General features: G+C 62.7%; 17 protein-coding genes. 8 read left to right on the top strand and 9 right to left on the bottom strand.

Annotated elements, in window-relative coordinates:
* From D0T11_RS22645 to D0T11_RS17750, 4 genes are all read right to left on the bottom strand, one after another.
* On the bottom strand, window positions 1–417 hold a 417-nt coding region (locus tag D0T11_RS22645), incomplete at its 3' end, for a helix-turn-helix transcriptional regulator (protein ID WP_182888478.1).
* Between the two features lie 252 nt (window positions 418–669).
* Entirely contained in the window at window positions 670–2,709 is a 2,040-nt protein-coding gene (locus D0T11_RS17760; RefSeq protein ID WP_119657152.1) for an OmpA family protein, read from the bottom strand.
* Between the two features lie 92 nt (window positions 2,710–2,801).
* A complete protein-coding gene (locus D0T11_RS17755) occupies window positions 2,802–3,866 on the bottom strand; it encodes a tetratricopeptide repeat protein (RefSeq protein ID WP_119657151.1) in 1,065 nt (354 codons plus the stop codon).
* 135 nt (window positions 3,867–4,001) lie between these two features.
* On the bottom strand, window positions 4,002–4,295 hold the full coding sequence (locus D0T11_RS17750) for a hypothetical protein (protein ID WP_119657150.1): 294 nt from the start codon (window positions 4,293–4,295) through the stop codon (window positions 4,002–4,004).
* 178 nt (window positions 4,296–4,473) lie between these two features.
* On the opposite strand from D0T11_RS17750, the gene D0T11_RS17745 reads away from it, so the two are divergent.
* Both D0T11_RS17745 and D0T11_RS17740 read left to right on the top strand, forming a co-directional pair.
* Window positions 4,474–4,896: a BrxA/BrxB family bacilliredoxin gene (locus D0T11_RS17745; RefSeq protein WP_119657149.1), complete on the top strand. Its 423-nt coding sequence runs from the start codon at window positions 4,474–4,476 to the stop codon at window positions 4,894–4,896.
* Between the two features lie 154 nt (window positions 4,897–5,050).
* On the top strand, window positions 5,051–5,782 hold the full coding sequence (locus tag D0T11_RS17740) for a GNAT family N-acetyltransferase (RefSeq protein WP_182888477.1): 732 nt from the start codon (window positions 5,051–5,053) through the stop codon (window positions 5,780–5,782).
* Between the two features lie 227 nt (window positions 5,783–6,009).
* On the opposite strand, the gene recQ is transcribed toward D0T11_RS17740, so the two are convergent.
* Window positions 6,010–8,208 carry a DNA helicase RecQ gene (gene recQ / locus D0T11_RS17735; protein ID WP_119657147.1) on the bottom strand — a complete coding sequence of 733 codons (2,199 nt, stop codon included), beginning with the start codon at window positions 8,206–8,208 and terminating at the stop codon, window positions 6,010–6,012.
* A 174-nt stretch (window positions 8,209–8,382) separates the two neighbouring features.
* On the opposite strand from recQ, the gene D0T11_RS17730 reads away from it, so the two are divergent.
* The gene (locus D0T11_RS17730; RefSeq protein ID WP_119657146.1) at window positions 8,383–9,360 is read left to right on the top strand and encodes a KpsF/GutQ family sugar-phosphate isomerase; all 978 of its coding nucleotides are present in this window, start codon (window positions 8,383–8,385) and stop codon (window positions 9,358–9,360) included.
* A gap of 304 nt (window positions 9,361–9,664) precedes the next feature.
* A complete protein-coding gene (locus D0T11_RS17725) occupies window positions 9,665–10,792 on the top strand; it encodes a mannose-1-phosphate guanylyltransferase (RefSeq protein WP_119657145.1) in 1,128 nt (375 codons plus the stop codon).
* 93 nt (window positions 10,793–10,885) lie between these two features.
* Here the strand turns inward: D0T11_RS17725 and D0T11_RS17720 are convergent, their stop codons facing one another.
* On the bottom strand, window positions 10,886–12,121 hold the full coding sequence (locus tag D0T11_RS17720; RefSeq protein WP_119657144.1) for an NADP-dependent isocitrate dehydrogenase: 1,236 nt from the start codon (window positions 12,119–12,121) through the stop codon (window positions 10,886–10,888).
* Window positions 12,122–12,402: 281 nt separating this feature from the next.
* Here D0T11_RS17720 and D0T11_RS17715 point away from each other — a divergent pair, with 281 nt between their 5' ends.
* The gene (locus D0T11_RS17715; protein ID WP_119657143.1) at window positions 12,403–12,786 is read left to right on the top strand and encodes a hypothetical protein; all 384 of its coding nucleotides are present in this window, start codon (window positions 12,403–12,405) and stop codon (window positions 12,784–12,786) included.
* 140 nt (window positions 12,787–12,926) lie between these two features.
* Here D0T11_RS17715 and rlmB read toward each other — a convergent pair whose 3' ends face one another.
* The 3 genes from rlmB to D0T11_RS17700 all read right to left on the bottom strand — a co-directional run bounded on the left by rlmB (window position 12,927) and on the right by D0T11_RS17700 (window position 19,431).
* The gene (rlmB, locus tag D0T11_RS17710) at window positions 12,927–13,985 is read right to left on the bottom strand and encodes a 23S rRNA (guanosine(2251)-2'-O)-methyltransferase RlmB (protein WP_182888476.1); all 1,059 of its coding nucleotides are present in this window, start codon (window positions 13,983–13,985) and stop codon (window positions 12,927–12,929) included.
* Between the two features lie 38 nt (window positions 13,986–14,023).
* Window positions 14,024–15,232, bottom strand: a complete 1,209-nt coding sequence (locus D0T11_RS17705) for a GWxTD domain-containing protein (RefSeq protein WP_119657142.1) — start codon at window positions 15,230–15,232, stop codon at window positions 14,024–14,026.
* Between the two features lie 257 nt (window positions 15,233–15,489).
* Window positions 15,490–19,431 carry a T9SS type A sorting domain-containing protein gene (locus D0T11_RS17700; RefSeq protein WP_119657141.1) on the bottom strand — a complete coding sequence of 1,314 codons (3,942 nt, stop codon included), beginning with the start codon at window positions 19,429–19,431 and terminating at the stop codon, window positions 15,490–15,492.
* A 577-nt stretch (window positions 19,432–20,008) separates the two neighbouring features.
* On the opposite strand from D0T11_RS17700, the gene D0T11_RS17695 reads away from it, so the two are divergent.
* From D0T11_RS17695 to D0T11_RS17685, 3 genes are all read left to right on the top strand, one after another.
* Window positions 20,009–20,305 carry a hypothetical protein gene (locus D0T11_RS17695; RefSeq protein WP_119657140.1) on the top strand — a complete coding sequence of 99 codons (297 nt, stop codon included), beginning with the start codon at window positions 20,009–20,011 and terminating at the stop codon, window positions 20,303–20,305.
* Between the two features lie 224 nt (window positions 20,306–20,529).
* Entirely contained in the window at window positions 20,530–20,880 is a 351-nt protein-coding gene (locus tag D0T11_RS17690) for a DoxX family protein (RefSeq protein WP_119657139.1), read from the top strand.
* A 5-nt stretch (window positions 20,881–20,885) separates the two neighbouring features.
* On the top strand, window positions 20,886–21,233 hold the full coding sequence (locus D0T11_RS17685) for a DoxX family protein (RefSeq protein WP_119657138.1): 348 nt from the start codon (window positions 20,886–20,888) through the stop codon (window positions 21,231–21,233).
* Window positions 21,234–21,488 lie beyond the last annotated feature (255 nt).

The following is a 21,488-nucleotide window of genomic DNA, read 5'->3' as shown; positions in this document are numbered from 1 at the left end:
GGCGGCCAGCACCGGCCCGGCCCAGCGGCGGTGCGCCTGGGCGGCCACCTGCTGGCACAGCCGCCGCTCGTCGCGCAGCAGCAGGGCCAGGCGGCGGGCCAGCTGCCGCTGCCGCCGGGCCAGGGGGGCGGCGGCCAGCAACCCGGGCACAACCGGCAGCGGCAACGGGGTGGCCGGCAAAGCCCCGGTAACGGGCGCAAGCGGGGCGGGCAGGCCATAACCATCGGGCGGGGGCAGGGCCAGCGCCAGGCGGGCCAGGCGCAGGTTGGCCAGGGGCGCGGCCCGGCGGCGGCCGGCCTCTATGTTGCCAACCTGACGCTCACTCACGCCCAAATACTGGCCCAGCTCGGCCTGGGTGAGCCCAAAGTGCGTGCGGATGCTGGCCGCCAGGCTGTTGGAAGCAACGGGACGCGACATAAGAAAGCGGTGGGGTATTCGTAAAAAAACAACGGCAACCCCACAGCTGCGGGGGCTGGTCGTAAAAAAATAACGACAACCCCACAACGCGGTGGGGTGCCGAATATTTTATCGTAAACACCCCCTGTTTTTTTCAGCCCCCCAGGTGCAGGGGACTGAGCCGGTACCGGCGCTGCCCCCTGCACCCCCAAGCTGCCCGGCGCGGCAAGGGCGGGTGGCGGTTTCGGCAGGCGGTTGGCCTGCTCCCCGATCCTACTTGCCCGTTACCTTGAACTCGGTGCGGCGGTTGAGCTGGCGGCCGGCCTTGGTGGTGTTGGGCGCTACCGGCTGGGTGTCGCCGTAGCCGGCAAAGGTGAGGCGGCCTTTGTCAACGCCCTTGGTTACGAGGTAGTCCACTACGGCTTTGGCGCGGCGCTGGCTGAGGTCCTTGTTGTAGGCGTCGGCCCCCACGTTGTCGGTGTGGCCCGAGATTTCGAGGCGCAGGGCGGGCGTTTCGGTGAGCAGCTTCTGGAGGCGCTCCAGCTCGCCGGTGCTTTCCTTGCGCAATGTCGCCTTGTCGAAGTCGAAGAAGATGTTGTTGAGCACCACCTTCACGCCCACGTCGAGCTTCTTGAGGGCAATATCCTTCACCACTTCCGCGTAGGCCGAGCCGGCCGGCAGATCGAAGTTTTCGGAGTGGAACAGGTAGCCCTCCTTGCGCACCACAATGCCGTAGTTCACACCCGAAGGCAACGAGACCAGGTAGCGGCCCGACTTCTCATTGGACTGAAACGAGGCAATGACCTGGTTGAGCGAGTTGTCGATGACATCAATCGTCGCTTCCAGGGGCTGCTTGCTGGCTTCCTCCGTTACTACGCCCTTGAGAATGGTTACCTGGGCGGCCACGATGGCCACGGGCGGGGCCAGCAGGGTTTCCTTCACCGGCTGCACGCGGGAGGCCAGCAGCTGGTCTTCCTGGCTGAGCACGGGCGGCTTCTCGGCCCCCAGAAACGTAATCTGGTAGATGTCTTTGGAGCCCAGCCCATCATCCCGGAACGAGGAGTAGTAGCCGTGCCGGCCCGAGGCCGAAATCACGAAGAACACGTCGTCGTCGGGCGTGTTGATGGGCCAGCCCAGGTTTTCGGGCGTGCTCCACTTGCCGTTCTCAAACACCGATTTAAAGATGTCGTAGCCGCCCATCGAGTTGTGGCCCTCCGAGCTGAAGTACATCGTTTTGCCATCGGGGTGCAGAAACACGCCTTCCTCCCCGTACTGGGTATTGATGACCGAGCCCAGGTTCTGGGCCGGCCCGCGGCCCTCAATCTCCACCTTGTAAATATCCCGGTTGCCCAGGCCGCCCTCCTTGTCGCTCACAAAATACAGACTGCGCCCGTCGGGCGTGTAGGAGGCCGACGACTCGTGGTACTTGGAGTTGATGCGGGAGCCCAGCTTCTGGGGCTTGCGCCACTCGGTGCCCCGCAGCTCGGCCTGTTGCAGGTCGCCGCCGTTGTCTTCCACGTACACCAGCAGGCGTTGGCCGTCGGGGGCCAGGCCCACGGTGGCATCGTGGCCGTCGGTATTGATGGCGTCGCCCAGACCCTGGGCGGCGCTCCAGCCGTCCTTGCCTTCGCGGGTGCTCTGGTACACGTCCTCGAAGAAGCCGCCGGTTTCGGGGTCGGTGTTGCCGCCCGTGGAGCCCGCCCGCCGGGAGGTGAAGAGGATAACCGACTCATCGGCCGTAATCACGGGGCCGTACTCGGGGAAGGGCGAGTTCACGCCCGGTCCGGCATTATCAATGAACACGCGGGTGGGCTTGGCGGCCAGCTTGCGCCCGTTTTCGCACTCCCGGATCTTCTTCTGAATATCCTGGACCAGGCCGGCGGTGTTCTTGGTGCCGGTGGCCGGGGTAGCGCGCTTGTACTCGGCTATGGCCGCGTCCCACTTGGCGTTCAGGTGCAGGCCCCGGCCGAGCAGGTAATGGATGCGCGGGTTCACATCGGGGTTGAGCTGGTAGGCCCGCTGCAAATACTCCAGCGCCCGGGGCTTGAAGCCCGAATGCAGGTAACAGTCGCCGATTTTGTAGTTGAGCTGGTCGTTGCTGGGGTTGAACTTCTGGGCCGCCAGGTAGTGGCCCAGGGCCTGTTCGTAGCGGGGCGGGTCCATGTCGTAGAACTCGTTGCCCTGCTTGATTTCCTTCTGGGCCGCTTTGAGTCCGTCCTTGTCGTTGCCGAACCGGTCTTTGCTGAACTCCACGCTCTGGGCCGAAGCCGCCCCGGTGGTCAGCAGCAGAAAGGCGAGTAGGTACTTGTGCATGGGAGCTGGTTGGAGGACGAGGCGAAGCTGCGCCCGGGGGTAAAACAGTGCAAACAGTGCGAACAGGGGGCGGGCGGGCGGGGCAAGGCCCCTTACTCGGCCCCGCAGCCGGAGTTGGCGGCGTGGGTCAGGCCTACTTCGAGGCCCAGCTCGGCGGCCTTGCGCCAGTCCTGGCAGGCGGCGTCGGGCAGGCGGAGCATTTCGCGGGCGTGGCCCCGGTTGAGGTAGGCCTCGGCGTACTCCTTGTTCAGGCTAATGGCCTTGCCGGCATCGGCTTCCGCCTTTTTATAGTCTTCGAGCTTGAGGTAGGCGGCGGCGCGGTTGTTCCAGGCAAAAGCGTAGCCGGCATCCAGCTCCACGGCCTTGCTGAAATCCTCCACGGCGGCTTTGTAGTTGCCCTGCTCGTAGCGGGCCGCGCCCCGGTTGGTGTAGGCCAGGGCATTGTCCTGCTTGCGGGTCAGGTAGTCGTTGTAGTCCTGCAAGGCCCCTTTCAGGTCGCCGGCGCGGCGGCGGGTGGCGGCGCGGTTGAGCAGGGCCGGCAGCAGCTCAGGCTGGAGCTTGAGGGCCTGGGAGTAGTCCTGAATGGCGGCGGGCAGGTTGTTGAGCTGGCGCTGGGTGCTGGCCCGGTCGTGCCAGGCGTAGGCGTAGGCAGCATCGGCCTTGAGGGCGGCATCGAAATCGGCCTTGGCCCCCGTATAGTCGGCCCGCTCGAAGCGCAAGGCCCCGCGGTAGTACCAGGCCGGGGCGTAGTCGGGCTTCAGCTCGGCGGCCTTGCCGTAGTCGCGCTCGGCTTCCTCGGTTTGCTGGAGGGCTTCCTCGGCCTGGGCCCGTCCGAAGTAGGGCGTGAAGGTGTTGGGGTCGAGGCGCAGGGCCTGGTTGTAGTCCTGCACGGCGGGCTGGTATTCCTTCAGCTCGTAGCGCACGGCGGCCCGGTTGTAGTAGGCCTTGGCAAAATCGGGCCGTGCGGTCAGGGCCTTATCGAAGTCGAGCAAGGCCGCCCGGTAGCTTTTCTGGTTGAACTTGGCTACCCCACTGTTGTAGAGGCGCTCGGCCTGCTGGTCGGGCGGCAGGGTGGAAGCCCGCACGGAATCTACCTGGGCCTGGGCCGTAGCCGCGCTCAGCAGCAGGCTAAGGGAGAGGAGAAAAGTCTGTCGCATCGTATCCCGCCGGTTTGAGAGGCGCGGGATAAATGTAAATTTATTTACGGAGAAGCCCTGCTTCGTCTTCGGTCCTACGGCCTGGGTTGGCTTTTGCTGAGCCGCCGCAGCCCCGTTTCCGTTGTATAAGCCGGCTTACCCGGGCAGCTGATTTTTGGCCATTTCCTGCCACTCGTGGCGCAGGGAGCCCTCAAAATTTGGCCGGCCGGCGCGGCGGTACCAGTAGGCCGCATTGCCCTGGTCGCCCTGCTGGCGGTGCAGAAAGGCGTGCAGCCAGTTGTGCAGCGGGTCGTGCTCGTTGTCCTGGGCAATGGCGTGGGCGCGGTGCCACTCGTCGCGGCCGGCGTACCAGAGCGCTTCAAGCAGGGGCGAGAGGCCGGCGGGTGGTTCGGGCTGGGTTTGGGAGGCGAGAAAGTCGGGATACGTCATAAAAGGCAGCAGATAAAAGCGCGGTGGTCGTCAGAAAGCGGTCGGGTAGTAAACTTCCGACCGGCGGCCGGGGTTTTAGGGGCCAACCGTGGGAGTGCGGCGGCAGTTGCGTAATTTTACTGCGCCGCCGGGCAATGTGCCCCCCGGAATAGTTCACCCTAACGCCTAGCTTTCACCTATGGCCACGTATCCCGAATACATGGTAGCGCCGATTCGTCAGGACCTCACCGAGGCCGGTTTCGAGCAGCTCATGACCCCCGAAGAAGTTGATAGCGCCCTCACGCCCGGCAGCGGCACCGTTCTGGTGGCCGTGAACTCGGTGTGCGGTTGCGCCGCCTCCAAAGCCCGCCCGGCCCTGAAAATGGCCGTTTCCAGCTCCGAAAAGAAGCCCGTTAAGCTGGTAACCGTGTTTGCCGGCATGGAAACCGAGGCCGTTGCCAAGGCCCGGGAGCACATGCTGCCCTACCCGCCCAGCAGCCCCTGCATCGCCCTGTTCAAGGACGGCGAGCTGGTCCACATGATTGAACGCTACCACATCGAAGGCAACGACCTGATGCGCATCGTGAACAACCTGCAAGGGGCTTTTGAAGAATATTGCTAATTAGTTAGCTTTTTCTGATTCTGGTTCGTTTAACCGTCCGTGACTGTCTGTTACGGACGGTTTTTTTTTATACTACGCAGCACCTGCCAGCCGCCCGCCTGCCGGTACGTGCTGCCCGGCAGAGCCCTGACGCCTAAATCGTATTGCTATGGTTATGACAAACAATCAGGGCAACTATGCTATCCAACCCTTAACCTGGGACAGCCAGTTCTTCGGCTTTCCGGTCGGGCATCTGCGGGGGGCGAATGTCTCCGAAATTCAATTACGTGCCCTCATTGCCGAGGCCCGCGAGCAGGGCTGGCGGTTGCTGTACTGGTTCGTGGAGCCCTCCGATGAGGCGTCGGCGGCCAGCGCCCAGACCTTGCGCATCCGCCTGACCGACCGCAAGGCCCGCTTCGTGAAAAAGCTTGCGGCGGGTCCGCAAGTCATGTCCGCCCACGTCTGCCCCACCGAGGAGCTGACGCCCCGCCTGCTGGAGCTGGCCCGCCAGAGCGGCCACTACTCCCGCTTCCGCCTCGACCCCGCGTTTCAGGCCGGCCTCTACGAGCGGCTCTACGACCACTGGATTCGCCGCAGCATCAGCGGGCAGCTGGCCCGGCAGACCTTGATTTACCAGCCCATTGGGGAGCGGGAAGCCACCGGCCTGCTCACCCTGGACTACCAGCCCACCCACGCCACCATCGGGCTGCTGGCCGTGCAGGAAGAGCGGCGGAGCCAGGGCATTGGCCAGCAACTGCTGAATGCCGCGCTTTACTACGCCCACGCCTGGAATCTGCCCGAAATCCACGTTACCACCCAACTCGACAATGAAGGGGCCTGCCGCTTCTATGAGCGCCAGGGTTTCTGCCGCGTGCATGAGGAGCACGTGTATCACGTGTGGCTGTAGGCGATTATAGAGCCCAGAGCCTAGAGCTTAGATATTAGAGCTTAGATATTGGAGCTTAGAAAAAAGCACGTCATCCTGAGCGCAGCGAAGGACCTTATTACATCAGCACGAGTCATCAATACGATGTCGTTCTCACGTAATAAGGTCCTTCGCGCTGCTCAGGATGACGTGCTTTTTTCTAATATCTAATATCTAAGCTCTAGGCTCTGGGCTCTATCATCTAAGCCCTAATTCGCCACTTCGCTCAGGAACTTAATGCGCATCAGGCGCAGGTCTTCTTCGGTGTACTCGTCGGTGCCGAGTTCCTTGAGGGCCACGGCGATGTTGTCGGTGCTGGCCGACATGAAGTAGTCGTAGATTTCCTCCTGGCGGGCCTGGTCGAGCACGCCGTTGATGTAGTAGCCCAGGTTGAGCTTGGTGCCGGAGTAGCAGATGTGCTCAATTTCCTCCATCAGCTCCCGCATCTCGAGGCTCTTGGCGGAGGCAATTTCCTCCAGGTCCATCTTCTTGTCGATTTGCTGAATGATGTAAATCTTGATCTTCGACTTGTTGATAGCCGATTTCACCACCACGTCGGCCGCCGTCGTGATGTCGTTGTCCTCCACGTACTGCTTGATGAGCGTCAGGAAGGGGGTACCGAACTTCTGGGCCTTGCCCTGGCCCACGCCCGAAACGTGCGCCAGATCCTCCATTTTGGTCGGGAAGGTGGTGGCCATTTCCTTCAGCGAAGGGTCCTGGAACAGCACGTAGGGCGGCAGGTTCTTCTGGCTGGCCACCTTCTTGCGAAGGGACTTGAGCATCTCAAACAGGGCATCATCGTGGCCGGCGGCGTGCTGCACGTCTTCCTGCTGCTGCTCCACCTTCACTTCTTCGTCGTAGTTGTGGTCTTTGGTGAGTTTCATAGAATGCGGATTTTCGATGAAATCGAGGCCTTTCTGGGCAATCCGAATAACGCCAAAATTTTCCACATCCTTAGCCAGTAAGCCGTTAAGCAGCGTCTGCCGCAGCAAAGAGCGCCAGAACTGGGCGTCGTGGTCTTTGCCCTCGCCATAGATGGGCAGGCTGTTGTGGCCGTAGCTGACCACGTGGGGGTTGGACATGCCCATGAGCACGGTGGCGGTGTGGTCGAGCCCGAACCGCTCCCCGGTCTGCACTACGGCTTTCAGGGCCAGCAGCACTTCGTTCTGGGCCTCAAACCGCTCCTTGGGGTGGCGGCAGTTGTCGCAGAAGCCGCAGTCCTTCTCAAACACCTCCCCGAAGTAGTGGAGCAGCTGCTTGCGCCGGCACACGGCCGAATCGGCGTAATTGGCCATTTCCTGGAGCAGCAGCTTGCTGTTGTCGCGCTCCGTTACGGGCTTGTCCTTGTTGAACTTCTCCAGCTTCACAATGTCGTCGTAGCTGTAGAACATCAGGCAGTCGCCGTCGAGGCCGTCGCGGCCGCCGCGGCCGGTTTCCTGGTAGTAGCCCTCGATGCTTTTGGGCGTATCGTAGTGGATCACGAAGCGCACGTCGGGCTTATCGATGCCCATGCCGAAGGCGATGGTGGCCACAATCACGTCGCACTCCTCGTGCAGGAAGGCATCCTGGTTGCGCATGCGCACCTGCGGGTCGAGGCCGGCGTGGTAGGGCAGGGCGCGCACATCGTTCACGCGCAGCAGCTCGGCAATTTCCTCCACCTTCTTGCGGCTCAGGCAGTACACGATGCCGGCTTGGTCCTTATGCTGCTTAACGTACTGGATGAGCTGCTTTTTGGTGTTGTGCTTGGGCCGGACTTCGTAGTAGAGGTTGGTGCGGTTGAAGCTGGTTTTGAACACCGAGGCATCATCCATTTGCAGGTTTTTCTGGATGTCCTGCTGCACTTTGGGCGTGGCCGTAGCCGTGAGGGCGATGATGGGTACGCCGGAGCCCAGGTTGTCGATGATGCCGCGGATTTTGCGGTACTCGGGCCGGAAATCGTGGCCCCACTCCGAAATGCAGTGGGCCTCATCAATGGCCACGAAGCTGATGGTGGCCTTGTGCAGAAACTCGATGGTGTCTTCTTTGGTCAGGCTCTCGGGGGCTACGTAGAGCAGGCGCACCTCGCCGCTGATGACGTCGCGCTTCACCCGGTTCATCTCCGATTTGCTCAGCGTGGAGTTCAGAAACTGGGCATTCACGCCGAAGGCGTTGAGCTGATCGACCTGATTTTTCATCAGGGCAATGAGGGGCGAAATTACGATGGCCGTGCCCGGCAGCACCAGCGCCGGCAGCTGGTAGCACAGGCTTTTGCCGGCCCCGGTGGGCATAATAACAAAGGTGTTGTGACCCTTGATGACGTTCTGGATGATGTCTTCCTGAACGCCGCGGAACTGCCCGTACCCAAAAACTTCCTTTAACTTGCCCTTCAAATCAGCTTCTGGCGGCACTTGTTGTTTCACGGCTGGCATCGACATCCTCACTTGCTCAATTGGGTTGATAGATTGGGCGGCCGCCTTTGCGGGTCGCCACACTCAATCTAAGAATTTTATAGTACTCGCAGCGAAGAAGTTAGGAGCAGCACGCTGACTCCGTTCAACGGTTCTCCGGCAGCTCCGCTTTCGCAACGCACTACCAAATTTAGATTGAAACCGCATACCGAACTCAACACCCTCGCAAAAAAAGTGCTTCAGCAGGAAGCCGCCGCCATCCAGGGGGTGGCCGCCGCCCTCGATGAGCGGCCGGATTTTGCACAATGCGTAGAGGCCATACTCTCCCTGCAAGGGCGGGTTGTGGTCACGGGCATTGGCAAGAGCGCCCACATTGCCGGCAAAATGGTGGCCACCTTCAACTCTACCGGCACGCCCGCCCTGTTTATGCACGCCGCCGACGCCATCCACGGCGACCTGGGCATGATTCAGGCCGGCGACTTCGTGATTGCCATCAGCAAATCGGGTGACACACCCGAAATAAAGGTGCTTGTGCCCCTGCTCAAGCGCAAGGGTGTGCCCCTGGCCGCCCTCGTGAGCAACGCCGACTCCTACCTGGCCCAGCAGGCCGATTACATTCTGCACGCCCCCGTGCAAAGCGAGGCCTGCCCCCACAACCTGGCCCCCACCACCAGCACCACCGCCGCCCTGGCCCTGGGCGACGCGCTGGCCGTGTGCTTGCTCGAAAGCCGGGACTTCTCGCGCCAGGATTTTGCCCGCCTCCATCCCGGCGGCACACTGGGCAAGCAGCTCTACCTGAAAGTGGGCGACCTGAGCCGCCAGAACCAGCAGCCCCAGGTGCCGGATTCGGCCCTGCTCAAGGACATCATTCTCGAAATATCGGGCAAGCGCCTGGGGGCCACGGCCGTGCTGACGGCTGAGGGAAACCTGGTCGGCATTATTACCGATGGCGACCTGCGCCGGATGCTCACCACGTATGAGGGCCGGCTGGAGTCGGTGCGGGCGCTGGATATTCTCACCCCCAACCCGGTCACCGTCGACGTGGACGATTTTGCGGTGGAGGCCCTGGCCCGGATGCAGGCCCGCAACATCACCCAGCTCCTGGTTACGGAGCAGGGCCGCTTCAACGGCTTCATCCACCTGCACGACCTGCTGCGGGAAGGACTGGTGTAGCTCAGGGCTGCGACAACTGGGGGGGGGATAGATTTAATTAAATTTTTTAGCAAAATTATTATATAAATAAGAATTTACGTAGGTTTGAGGCTGCGTAATCGGGCCGGATGGCCCGCTAACCGCAAGAGCGTCATTGCCTGGCCAGCCCGCAGTGGGGCTCCTGCCACTCACTGTCCGCCGGTCCTGGATGCAAGATTCTACTTCCGTACCTTACCTTGAGCGAACATCGGTTCAGGCCTGGCCGGCCCGACTTTCTTAACGTACTCTCCCGCTCTCTCACCCCGCACTCTTCGGTTTAGCGCTCATGGAACAACATACCTATCTGGTGGTCATGGCCGGCGGCATCGGCAGCCGCTTCTGGCCCTTCAGCCGCACACATCACCCCAAGCAGTTTCACGACGTGCTGGGCCTGGGCCGCTCCATGCTCCAGCTCACCGTCGACCGGTTCCGGGGCATCTGTCCGCCCGAAAACGTGTTCGTCGTCACGAACCGCGATTATACCGACCTGGTGCACCAGCACCTGCCCGAGCTGGCCCCGCACCAGATTCTGGGGGAGCCTATCGGCCGCAACACGGCCCCGTGCATTGCCTACGCCAGCTACCGCATTGCCCGCCTCGACCCCGAGGCCGTGATGGTGGTCACGCCCGCCGACCATGCCGTGATGCACGAGGAGAACTTCCGGGCCACCATCCGCACGGCCCTCGATGGAGCCCGCACCCACAACGTGCTCATCACGCTTGGCATCCAGCCCTCCCGCCCCGATACCGGCTACGGCTACATTCAGTTCCTCGACGACTTCGTGAAGCCCCGCGACGTGCAGGTTATGCCCGGCCACGAGAACGGGACCTTTCCGCCGGAGCTGCGCAAGGTGAAAACCTTCACCGAAAAACCCAATCTGGAGCTGGCCCAGATGTTTGTGAACAGCGGCGAGTTTCTCTGGAACTCGGGCCTGTTCGTGTGGCGGGCCGATGCCATCGTGCAGGCGTTTCATCACTACCTGAGCGATATTGCCGAAGTATTCGACGAAGGTGCCGACCAGTTGGGCACGCCCCGGGAGGAGGAGTTCATCACCCGCGCGTACAGCCTGTGCCGTAACATCAGCATCGATTACGGCGTGATGGAAAAGGCCGACAACGTGTACGTGCTGCCCGCCGACTTCGGGTGGAGCGACCTGGGCACCTGGGACTCCCTGCACCGCATGGGCCAGCACGATGCCGACGAAAACGTAGTGGATGGCAACGCTTTGCTCTACGATACCAAGGAATGCGTCATCAAAACGCCCTCCGACCGCCTCGTGGTCGTGCAGGGCCTGGAAGGCTACATCGTGGCCGAGTACGACAACGTACTGCTCATTTGCAAGCGCACCGAGGAGCAGCGCGTCAAGGAGTTCGTAGCCGACGTGAAATCGAAAAAGGGCGTGGGGTATAATTGAGTTAAAAATTAAGAGTGAAGAATTAAAAATGGCCGTTGAACGATTCCCGGATGGGGCGTTCAACGGCCATTTTTAATTCTTCACTCTTAATTTTTAATTCTTCGAAAGCTTCGCTTGCAGGTTTTCGTCCAGCGCGGCCAGGAACTCCTCGGTGTAGAGGTAGTCGCGGCCGTGCTCCACTTTGTTGCCGTGGATGCAGACGGCGAGGTCCTTGGTCATTTTGCCGCTTTCCACAGTTTCGATGCACACGGCTTCGAGGGCGTGGCAGAAGTCGATGAGCTCCTGGTTGCCGTCGAGCTTGCCGCGGAACTCCAGGCCCCGGGTCCAGGCGAAAATGCTGGCGATGGGGTTGGTGCTCGTGGGTTTGCCGTTCTGGTGGTCGCGGTAATGGCGCGTAACGGTGCCGTGGGCGGCTTCAGCCTCCATCACGGTACCGTCGGGGGTGATGAGCACGGAGGTCATCAGGCCCAATGAGCCGAAGCCCTGGGCCACGGTATCGGACTGCACGTCGCCGTCGTAGTTTTTGCAGGCCCACACGAAGTTGCCGTTCCACTTCAGCGCCGAGGCCACCATGTCATCAATCAGGCGGTGCTCGTAGGTGATGCCGGCTTCCTTGAACTTAGCCAGGTAGTCCTGCTCGTAAATCTCCTGGAAGATGTCCTTGAAACGACCATCGTACTTTTTGAGGATGGTGTTCTTGGTGGACAGGTACAACGGCCAGTTCTTGCTCAGGGCCTGGTTGAAGCAGGCATGGGCGAAGCCGCGAATAGATTCGTCGGTGTTGTACATGGCCAGGGCCACGCCGTCGCCTTTGAAGTTGTAGACCTCAAACGACTGGGTTTCGCCGCCGTCTTCGGGCTGGAAGGTGATGGTGAGCTTGCCCTTGCCCTTGGTCAGGAAATCGGTGGCGCGGTACTGGTCGCCGAAGGCGTGGCGGCCGATGCAGATGGGAGCCGTCCAGTTGGGCACGAGGCGGGGCACGTTGCTCATCACAATCGGCTCGCGGAACACCGTGCCGTCGAGGATGTTGCGGATGGTGCCGTTGGGGGAGCGCCACATCTGCTTGAGGCCGAATTCCTCCACCCGCTGCTCGTCGGGCGTGATGGTGGCGCATTTGATGCCCACACCGTACTGCTTGATGGCGTTGGCCGCGTCGATGGTTACCTGGTCGTTGGTTTCGTCGCGGTACTCAATGCCCAGGTCGTAATACTTAATATCGAGTTCGAGGTAGGGCGTAATCAGCTTGTCCTTGATGAACTTCCAGATGATGCGCGTCATTTCGTCGCCGTCCAGCTCAACTACCGGGTTGGCTACCTTGATTTTGGTCATGAATGGGGGGATGTGGGAGTGAAACTAAGGCTGGCGAACCGAGTTGTTCGGCTGCCGGAACCAGGGGGTAACCGGCCCGGCTACTTATCTGTTCGCCGGTGGCAAGATAGCAACCCGGGGCTAAGCCCGCCACAAAGCGGCATATTGGGGGCAGGTGAGTGGTATTGCTGAGCGCCAGCGCGCTTGCCAACGCTCCCCGATACGGCGTATTTTAGCTGCCCCGCCAGGCCCCGTTTTATAGCGGCCTTGCCAATGCCGCCCAACCCATTGTTGCACCCTGCATGAACTGCCCCGATGCTACCCCGCCGCTGCGCAAACGCGACAAGCTCGCCGACTCCGTGGTGCTGACGGCTACTCGCCTCCGGCCGCTGCTGGAGCTGGTAGAACGCATCCGTCCCCACGTCGGCCATGATTCGGTATTCAGCTCCCGCCGCGAGAAAATCCGGGAGCAGTTGGCCCTGGTGCAGGAGCAGCTTCGGGCGGAGCGCCCGAAGCACGAGGCCCTCCGCGACGCCTTTCACGCCCTGAGCGAATTCGTGCGCGAAGAAGCTGGCGAAGTCAGTAAGGACGAGGTCAAGGAATCGGGCAAACGCTTTGTGGCCGCCACCCTCAAAAACGTACCGCAACTCATCAGCGCCGCGAATAAGGCGGGGCTGTTGAGTTGAGAATTAAAAACCGGCTGTCATCCTGAGCGGAGCGAAGGATCTTGTTACGCCAGGAAGGGTCGGGGTGACGCCTATCGTTTCAACGTAACAGGATCCTTCGCTCCGCTCAGGATGACAGCCGGTTTTTAATTCCTTGCTGCCTACTTATTAACTGCTCCCAGCCGCTGGCGCAGCACCTCGTAGAGCATGATGCCGCTGGCTACCGACACGTTGAGGGAGCTGATCTGGCCGGCCATTGGAATGCGGAGCTTGTGGTCGGCAAGGCGCAGGTACTCGGGGCTGATGCCATCTTCCTCCGAACCCATCAGAATGGCCAACGGGCCGGTCAGGTCCACCGTTTCGGCTTCCAGGCTGGCGTCCGACTTCTCGGTACAGGCGACGACCTGCACGCCCGATTCGCGCAGGAACGTGAGGGTTTGCTTGAGGTTGTGCTCCCGGCAGACCGGGATGATATTGAGGGCGCCGGCCGAGGTTTTGAGCGCGTCGCCGTTGATCTGGGCCGCGCCGTGGCTGGGCACCACAATGGCGTGCACGCCCAGGCACTCGGCGTTGCGGGCAATGGAGCCGAAGTTGCGCACGTCGGTAATCCGGTCGAGCACCAGCAGGAGCGGGGTTTTGCCTTCCTCGTAGAGTCCGGCCAGGATGTTGTCCAGGGGCATGTAGTCAATCGGCGAAACGAAAGCTACCGCACCCTGGTGGTTCTTGCGGGTGATGTTGTCGAGCTTCTCCACCGGCACCATCGACACGGGCACGTTGGCTTCGCGGGCCAGGACGTTGATATCCTGGGTCATGGAATTCTTAGTAGCACGCAGCAGGAATATCTTGTCCAGCGTGCGGCCCGCGCTGAGCGCCTCCAGAATCGGGCGCAACCCGAAAATCATGTCGATGCTGCGGTCCTGGGCCGGGCGGTGGGGGTAGCGGGGCTTGTCGGAAGAGCGGTTTTCGCCGCGTCCACCCTCGGCCCGGTTGCCTTCGCTGCGGTTGCCTTCGGGCCGGCGGCCGAAGGAGCGGTTATCGTCGCCCCGGTTGCTGTCGTCCCGGTTGCTGTCGTCCCGGTTATCATCGAAGCGGCCTTCCTCGGCGCGGCTGTTCTCGAAACGGTCGTCGTCGGCCCGGCTGCCCTCCAAGCGGGGCTTATCGTCGCGGCGGCCTTCGTTGCGCCGGTCCGCGTCGCGCGGATTCGGGCGGCGGTTGGGCACGGGGCGGTTTTCCGAGTCAAAAAATTGGCGGCGTTCATTCAGCGGCCGGGCGGGGCGGTTCGTCCTTTTCTCCATTGCTCCACGGCGGCATACCAGAGCGATTCATACTCGGGGCGGCGCACCAGTTCGTAGTTGTTGGGGGCAAAGGTACTGGGTTTGGCGCGGAAGATGAATGTGCCGCCGCGCTGCGCGTCGCCCCGGTACACCCACCGTTCCTCCGCGCCCACCCGGGACACGCTCTCGGGCGGCCCCAGCACCAGATACAGCATGCCCCGGTCGGTGAGCCAGCCGGCTTTGTGGGCCGAAAAAAGTTGACTGGCTTCCGCCACCCGGCCGTAAAAGGTGCGGATAAGCAGGCGGGCCGCCGGCTGACTGTTATTGGCCACGCCCAGCCAGAACAAATCCACGGCCTTCTTGGGCTCGGGGGCGTCGAAGAGCTTCTGCCGCTCGGCGGAAGTGGTCACGTAAATCAGGGGGGCAATCAGCTCATCGGCCGTAGTCAGCGCCGGAAACTGGTTTTCTTCCACCAGCAGCCCGGCCCGCGGCCCCGTGCCCACCCGCAGCAGATACAGGCCGGCCGGCAGCCGCAGCAGCTGGTCGGCGCGGAACCGGGCCGAGTCCTGGGCGCTGAGTGTGCGCGGCTGCGGCCCCAGCGCCCCGGGCCCTGACATGGGCGGGGCGGCGGCCAGCGAGCTGAGCGGGTAGCGGTAGGCGCTCAGCTCCTGATCCGGGCCGTAGGCCGCCACCCCGAACACTTCCCGGGCCTGGAGGTAGCGGCGCAGCAGGGGCTGGCCCACCGAGTCGGTCAGGATAAAATTGCGGGTCAGGTAATCGGGGGTCAGGCGCAGCCAGGCCGCGTCGCCACTCGCGGCCTCCTCGGCCGGCCCAATGGCCATGCTCAGCACCGCGCCGTTGCGCAGCCGGCTCAGGGGCAGCGTAAAGCTCACGCGGGCCGCGTCGCCGTCGGACCGCAGGCGGCGGGCCAGCTGGCGCACGGTATCCCGCCAGAGCGGCTTGCGGGCATCAAAATCGGCCCAGCCCACTACGTGCAGTGGAAAGCCGCGCCGCAGCAGGCTCCGGTTTGGGAAGCGCAGGTACACGCGCAGACTGTCGCCCTCGCGGCGGGTATCCACGGCAATCCGCCGCTCGGGCCGGTACTGGGTGGCGAAGTCGCGGCGGGGCGCGGCGTATAGAGTGGAAGCGGTGAGCAGCAGAAGAAGGAGCGCGGCGATGTGTCTCTGTCTCATAGGTGGTGGAAGATAAGGCGTAAGGGATTGGCCGGGGGCGTAACGGTAGCCACCGGCTACTGGCCGGCCCGTGGTGCGGGGCCAGCCCCGACGGTCAAAAACCGTGCGTTCTTCCTCTCAAACGCCCCCAACGGCCTGTCGGGCGAGTAGTCCGAAGCACGAAAAGGAGCCCGTGGGCGCGGGCCAGTCGGGACAAAAAAAGCCTGCCGACAGGTATCGGCAGGCTTTCTGATGAAGCATGAACGTATTCGGGCGGGCTATTCTTTCACAATCCGCCGAACATCGAGGCCGCCTTCGGTGCGGGCCTTGAGCAGGTATACGCCGCTGGGCAGCAAGTGTAGGTCGAGGGGTTGCTCCAGGCGGCCGGCGGGCACCGTGAGGGTGCGCACCTGCTGGCCGATGGCGTTGTAAACCGTCAGCTCCACCGATTGGGTATACCCCGCCAGTTTCACCGTCAGCTGGCCGTCGGTGGTGGGGTTGGGGTAGAGTTGCAGGGAAGTGCCGGCCAGCGGCTTCACCGTGGACGTAACCACCTGCGAGGCCGAAGCCAGAGAGGCGCAACCGGCCGTATTGGTCACAACAACGGTGTAGGTGCCGAACTGGGCCGCCGCGTTGATGACGTAAGTCTGGTTGGTGGCGCCGGTAATTGCGACACCGTTGCGGTACCACTGGTTGCCGGTAGCGCTGCTGCTGGTGAGCGTGGTGACGGGACCGTTGTACTGCACCGAAACCGTCGGCTGAGCCGGCAGGGCGTTGATGGTCACGCTGAACGTGGCCGTTACGGCGTTGCAGCTGCCGCTGGCCGCTACCGTGTTGGTCACCACGTAGGTGCCGGGCGTGCTGGTGGCCAGGTTGATGACGCCGGTGGTGGCGTTAATCACCAGGCCCGTGGTGCTGGTGAACGTACCGGCCGAGGCCCCGGCTGCCAGCGTTGGCGTGGGGTTGGTGGCCCCCAGGCAGTACGAAGCACTGGCGTAGCTGAAACCAGCCGTAGCGGGGGCATTAATGGTTACGCTGAACGTGGCCGTTACGGCGTTGCAGCCGCCGCTGGCCGCTACCGTGTTGGTTACCACGTAGGTGCCGGGCGTGCTAGTGCCGGGCGTAATGGCTCCGGTGGCGGCATTGATGTTCAGGCCCGTGGTGCTGGTGAACGCCCCGGCCGTAGCCCCGGCTGCCAGGGCCGGCGCAACCGTGCCGGCCGTTGTGGTGCAGTACGTGGCGCTGGCGTAGCTGAAGCCGGCCGTGGCCGGGGTCGTAATGGTTACGCTGAACGTGGCCGAGGAAGGGCAGGAGCCGCCCACGCTGTAGGTTACCACGTAGGTGCCGGCCGTGCTGGCGCTCAGGTTGATAACGCCGGTGGTGGCATCAATGCTCAGGCCCGCTGTGCTGCTGAACGTGCCGCCCGCCGTGCCCGTGATGGTGGGCGTAGGGTTGGTGCCGCTCTGGCAGTAGGCGGCAGCGGCATACGTGAAGGTGGCCGTGGTAGCCGGGTTCACTGTCACGGTTACCGGAGCCGAGTACACGGTGCGGTTATCGGCCGTCATAATCACGGCCCGGAAAGTAGTGGTGGCCGTCAGGTTGGTGAAGGTGTACGTGGCGCCGGTATTGGTGCCGGCCACGGCCACGAAGCCGCTGCCGGTGTTGGCCTCGTAACCCGTGATGGTGCCAGTAAAGCCCGCCAGGGTAATGGTGCCGGTATTCGAGCCGCTGCATACCGCCGTTACCGACGAAGTCAGGGTGCCGCCTTCCGTAGTACCGAGCACGAAGAAATCGTTGCCGGGCGTCAGGTCCTGGGTGGAGATAATGCCGGTAGCCGAAGCGCTGGCAGGCGTAGTAGTGGGGGGGACGACCGTAGCGGTAGCCCCGCCCAGGCTGGCGTAGGTGCCGTTGGCCGTAGCGGCCTGGGCCACAACGGCCGTAACTGTGCTGCCCACCACGTCATCTGCCCCATAGCTCAGCTGCACGCGCGCTGTAGCGGGCAGGTTGGCCGAGTTCTGGAGGCGTACGTAGCGCGCCGGGTTCAGGCCCGACAGCATCCCGGATACGTTGCCGCCCGTTGCGCCATTGATGACGGTGGCGGTGAAAACCTGGTCGGTAGCGGCGGTAATGCCGGTTACCACTACCGGCCGCCAGCCGGCGGCGTCGCCCACCGCAAAGGTGCGGCTAACGGCGGTAGCGCTGTTCACCGTGATGCCCAGCGGGCCATTCACGTAGGAAGTGGCCACGCCCGTGGGGATACCGCCGGCGGTGGCACCCAGCACCACTGTGTTGGCCAACGAGGTGGTGAGCACCCCGTTGGTGAGGATGAGGGAGGCAGTGGAAATGCCGGGAATCAGCACGTTGCCGCCGGCCAGGGTTACGCCCGCCGGATTGGCAATCGTGATGACATCAACGGTGCGGGTAGCCGGGATTTCGAAGCCAGTCGTCCGGTTGGTGGTTTCGGGGCCGTAAATCAGTTGCAGCGCCCCGCTGCCAATGTTGAAGGTCGGAGCCGACGTAATCGAGCCACTCGTGCCCGTATTACCCGTCACGCCAACCTGCACCAGAAAGAAGAGGGCCGAGCCGTCGCCGATGGTCAGGTTGCCGGCCCCGTTCAGGTTGCCCGTAAACAGGTTCACGCGGGTTACTACCACGGGCACGTTCAGCGTCACGCCGCCGCCGCTGTTGTCCAGCGTCAGCGTGCGGATGGTCGTGAACGTTCCTGCGCCGCCCAGGGTCTGGGGCACGCTGCCCGCGAAGTAAATGGTGCTGCTGGCCGTAGTACCCGTGAGCGTGCCGTTGTTGGTGATGGTGGCCCCGAGCTGGAGCAGCAACATGCCGTTCAGGTTCAGCGTCGCGCCCGGCGTAATCAGCGTCGTGCCGTACACATTGGTCTGGCCCTGGAGCAGGGCACTCTTGGGATTAGTCGTGTTATCGATGGTCAGATTCGGGAACGTGCCCCGGATGCGGAAATCGAAGTTGGTGGCCGTGGCCGCCGTCCCGACGTTCACGGTACCGCCCGTGAAGTTGTAGGTGCCCGCCACGTAGTAGTCGAGTGGCGTGGTGGCCGTGCTGCGCTGCACCAGGTTAACGGTGCCGCCCGAAATGGTGGTGGTGCCGTTGATGCCAAACGAAGGAGTGCCCGACGCGTTGCCCACGGTGGCCACGTTGATGGTGCCGCCGCTGAGGGTGAACGTAGTGGTGGCAGCGGCGGTAGCCGACGTGAACGAAGTCACGCGCCCGGCCGACGAGAGCGTGCCCCCCTCCACCGTCAGCACTGAGCCTGAACCCAGGGTGAGGGAGTTGCCGCTGGCCGTGCCCACGTTGAAAGTGCCCGTGGAAACGCGCAGTAACCCGTTTACCGTAGCTGAGCCCGTTTGCGCGGCTACCGTAAAGTTCGGATTGCTCAGCCAGAAGCCGCCGGTGGCCGGGATAAGGTAGGAGGCCGCGTTGCCGAATACCTTGCTGCTGATGGTCGCCGTGCCCGACACCTTGAGGGTGCCCGTCATGTCATCGGCCGGGGTGGTGCCGGTTGTGCGCGTAAACAGGAAACCATCGGTGGTGGCCGCGCCCTTTACCGTGAAGGTGGGCAGGTTCATGTCCACAATATCGGCCCGCACCGCTTTGGCCAGCGACACCGTTTGCAGGTCGGTGGTACCCGAACCGCCGAAGGTGGCATTGCCGGCCCCCGTGAAGCGCAGGTCGGAGCCGATGGCAGCGGTGGCGCTCAGGTCGAGCGTGCCGTTGTTGGTAACGCTGCCGCCCACGGCCAGCGTGTAGCCGGTGGTGGCGGAGTTGAGCAGGGAGCCGCCGGTAGCTACCGTGAGCGAAGCCACGCTGGCGGCCACGTCCAGCGTAACCGTCGCGCCCGCCATAATGGTCACGTCATCGGCGGCAGTGGGCACCACGCCCCCGGTCCAGGTGGTCGCCTCGCTCCAGTTGCCGCCCGTGGCGGTGGAAGAAACGGCCCCCAGCACCCCGCGCCGGACAATGGGCGCGGGCCGGGCAGTTGCCGGCGCGGCGACGGCTGCCGGAGTCGGCAGCTGCGCAGTCGGGCGCGAGGCCAGCGCCGCCGGAACCAGTCCGGGGCGCTGCTGCGCCTGCATGGGCAGGGCGGGCAGCAGGCCAATGGCTACGGCCAGCAACGGGCGCCAGCCACTGGCTGGCCGCCGCAGGGCCGTCGTCGGGGAAGCCGACAGCGGAAGTAATGGTTTTAGCATAAAAAGGGGAAAAGGGGACAGGGTGCCAGCAAGTCAACCGACTTGTGGTAATTGATGCAGTGGAAGGGGCTTGAAAACCCTGCCAACCAGGGAAATAAAGGATGTTGCCCCGCCTTGACGGGGTGTTGTTGGGTGTGCGCAGCAACCAACTGCTTTCACCCGTTTTGCGGGAATAGGGTTATAGTCCCGTTACCCGCTAAAGGGTAAAGATGCTGCTTATTCAGTAAATCACAATCCCTGATTATTGCGAAAATGATAAATTTTTAGCGGTTATTTCTCGGATATGCTGAACAGGCAGCGAAGAGCCCGGCAAATGATTCCGCAAGGGGTAGCTGAATGGTATTTAGCCCAGGATTGGCCCCAGGACATGGATTGCAAACCAGCGCAGGATTCCCGGCTCGCCAAAGAGGTTAGCCAGCGTTCAGTGCCAGGCGTGGTGGGCCGCCATTTGGCTGGTAGCTGCCGCACTTTCAGGCCCGGGCCTCCGAGGCCGCTACCACGGGGGCGCTGCTGAGCCTGTTTCGGAAGCGCCGCTATGCCGGCTCGTTGTTCACCGCACCCTTTAATTGCCGGGGCGATGCTCGCGTTGCCCATTTCCTCCACCGACCGCTACGGTCAGACCACCGTGGCCGACGAGGCCGTTTCGCCCCCGCTGGGCGGAGCCGTGCTGGCCGGTACCGTGGTGGATTTCATTGCCCACGCCCCCAAATTCAACAAGGCCCACTTGGTTTATTTCCGGGGCCAGCCATTTCGCCAAAGCGACCTACCTGCGCGAAGCCCTGCGCCAGCAACTGGAGCGGGAGCCGCCGCCGCAAGCACCATCGAACCGGTAAGGGAGCAGAGTGCCTGCTACGAAAGGGCCTGCAAGCAGTAGCAGGAGCCACAAATACGGGCGCGAAAAACTTGTTCCTGCCAGCAGCGGTTACCAGCAACAGCACTGCCTAAAGCCGATACAAGCGCGGAGCAACCGTTCTTGGGTCTGTTGGGGGGCGTTGTCCATTCCAGAACTGGCGCATCCGGTGGCAGGTCTGTGCTTGCAGTCCGGTAGAAAAATGCGAAGCAGCCAGTTATTTTCCAGTAGCCTAAAACCAATTGCCCATGCCTACGATAGTTACTCTCGCGCAGCTTATCATCGCACTTTCCATCGTGATAGTCTGGGTATTCCGGTTCGATAACATTGTTGAAGAGTTCAAGCAATACGGCTTGCCGGACCTGGTGCGCAACCTGGTGGGGGCGGCCAAAATAGCGCTGGCCACGCTGCTGGTTGCCGGCATCTGGTATCCCGGGCTGGTGCTGGTTCCCGCGCTGCTGATGGCTTTTCTGATGCTGTGCGCGCAGGTTGCGCATATCAAAGTGCGCAACCCCTGGCATAAGTACGTGCCTTCTTTGCTGCTGCTCTTGCTGTCGTTGTTCGTGGCAGCCTTCCACGCGGGCCTGCTTGCCGGTTAAGCGCGATGATGGTTGTTCTGATCTGGCTTTCGGCCCTCTCGTTTCTGTTTTACGGAATCAGTTACTTTACCTCTCAAAAGCTCAAAGACGAATTTGTGCGCTACGGGCTGGCGAAGTTCGGCCCATTGACGGCCATTGTGGAGCTTCTGGGCGGCATTGGTCTGCTTGTCGGGCTGATTTCGCCGCCCCTTCTGGTCCTGGCTTCCGGCGGGCTGGCCCTGTTGATGCTGCTGGGCTTTGGCGTGCGGATGAAAATCGGCGACGGTTTCTGGTTGTCGCTGCCTTCCTTCCTGTTCATGCTGCTCAATGGCTACATCTGCTACGTAAGCTGGCAGACGCATTATTCGGGGTAAGCCGGAACCCGCACCATCCTAAAAAGCTCCGCCGACACCACGTCGGCGGGGCTTTGTTCTGCCAGGGTTAGCCACTGCCGTAAGTGCCTGCCAACGGCCGCGCCCTGCTGCTGCACCCCGACCGGCCGCCCCCGTACTGGCAACACTTCCCGTTATCAGTACGGGGGCGGCGTCCCGCGCCCGAGCGGCGAGATCATGCATCAGTGGCGAGGCGGGGGGGACGACGCGCGTATTATTGACGCTGCCCTTCGCCGG

Origin of the sequence: Hymenobacter rubripertinctus, assembly GCF_003583925.1 — a bacterium.
Classification (GTDB): Bacteria; Bacteroidota; Bacteroidia; order Cytophagales; family Hymenobacteraceae; genus Hymenobacter; species Hymenobacter rubripertinctus.
Note: the sequence above shows the minus strand (reverse complement) of the source record. Positions and strands in the feature narration are given on the sequence as shown.

What these genes read in the sequence shown, in the direction of transcription:
- D0T11_RS17690 (WP_119657139.1), top strand. Translation starts at nt 20,530, where the DNA reads ATGCCTACGATAGTTACTCTCGCGCAGCTTATCATCGCACTTTCCATC.
- D0T11_RS17720 (WP_119657144.1), bottom strand. Translation starts at nt 12,121, where the DNA reads ATGACCAAAATCAAGGTAGCCAACCCGGTAGTTGAGCTGGACGGCGAC.
- D0T11_RS17760 (WP_119657152.1), bottom strand. Translation starts at nt 2,709, where the DNA reads ATGCACAAGTACCTACTCGCCTTTCTGCTGCTGACCACCGGGGCGGCT.
- recQ (WP_119657147.1), bottom strand. Translation starts at nt 8,208, where the DNA reads ATGCCAGCCGTGAAACAACAAGTGCCGCCAGAAGCTGATTTGAAGGGC.
- D0T11_RS17755 (WP_119657151.1), bottom strand. Translation starts at nt 3,866, where the DNA reads ATGCGACAGACTTTTCTCCTCTCCCTTAGCCTGCTGCTGAGCGCGGCT.
- D0T11_RS17745 (WP_119657149.1), top strand. Translation starts at nt 4,474, where the DNA reads ATGGCCACGTATCCCGAATACATGGTAGCGCCGATTCGTCAGGACCTC.
- D0T11_RS17725 (WP_119657145.1), top strand. Translation starts at nt 9,665, where the DNA reads ATGGAACAACATACCTATCTGGTGGTCATGGCCGGCGGCATCGGCAGC.
- D0T11_RS17685 (WP_119657138.1), top strand. Translation starts at nt 20,886, where the DNA reads ATGATGGTTGTTCTGATCTGGCTTTCGGCCCTCTCGTTTCTGTTTTAC.
- D0T11_RS17695 (WP_119657140.1), top strand. Translation starts at nt 20,009, where the DNA reads ATGCTCGCGTTGCCCATTTCCTCCACCGACCGCTACGGTCAGACCACC.
- D0T11_RS17700 (WP_119657141.1), bottom strand. Translation starts at nt 19,431, where the DNA reads ATGCTAAAACCATTACTTCCGCTGTCGGCTTCCCCGACGACGGCCCTG.
- D0T11_RS17740 (WP_182888477.1), top strand. Translation starts at nt 5,051, where the DNA reads ATGACAAACAATCAGGGCAACTATGCTATCCAACCCTTAACCTGGGAC.
- D0T11_RS17715 (WP_119657143.1), top strand. Translation starts at nt 12,403, where the DNA reads ATGAACTGCCCCGATGCTACCCCGCCGCTGCGCAAACGCGACAAGCTC.
- D0T11_RS17750 (WP_119657150.1), bottom strand. Translation starts at nt 4,295, where the DNA reads ATGACGTATCCCGACTTTCTCGCCTCCCAAACCCAGCCCGAACCACCC.
- D0T11_RS17705 (WP_119657142.1), bottom strand. Translation starts at nt 15,232, where the DNA reads ATGAGACAGAGACACATCGCCGCGCTCCTTCTTCTGCTGCTCACCGCT.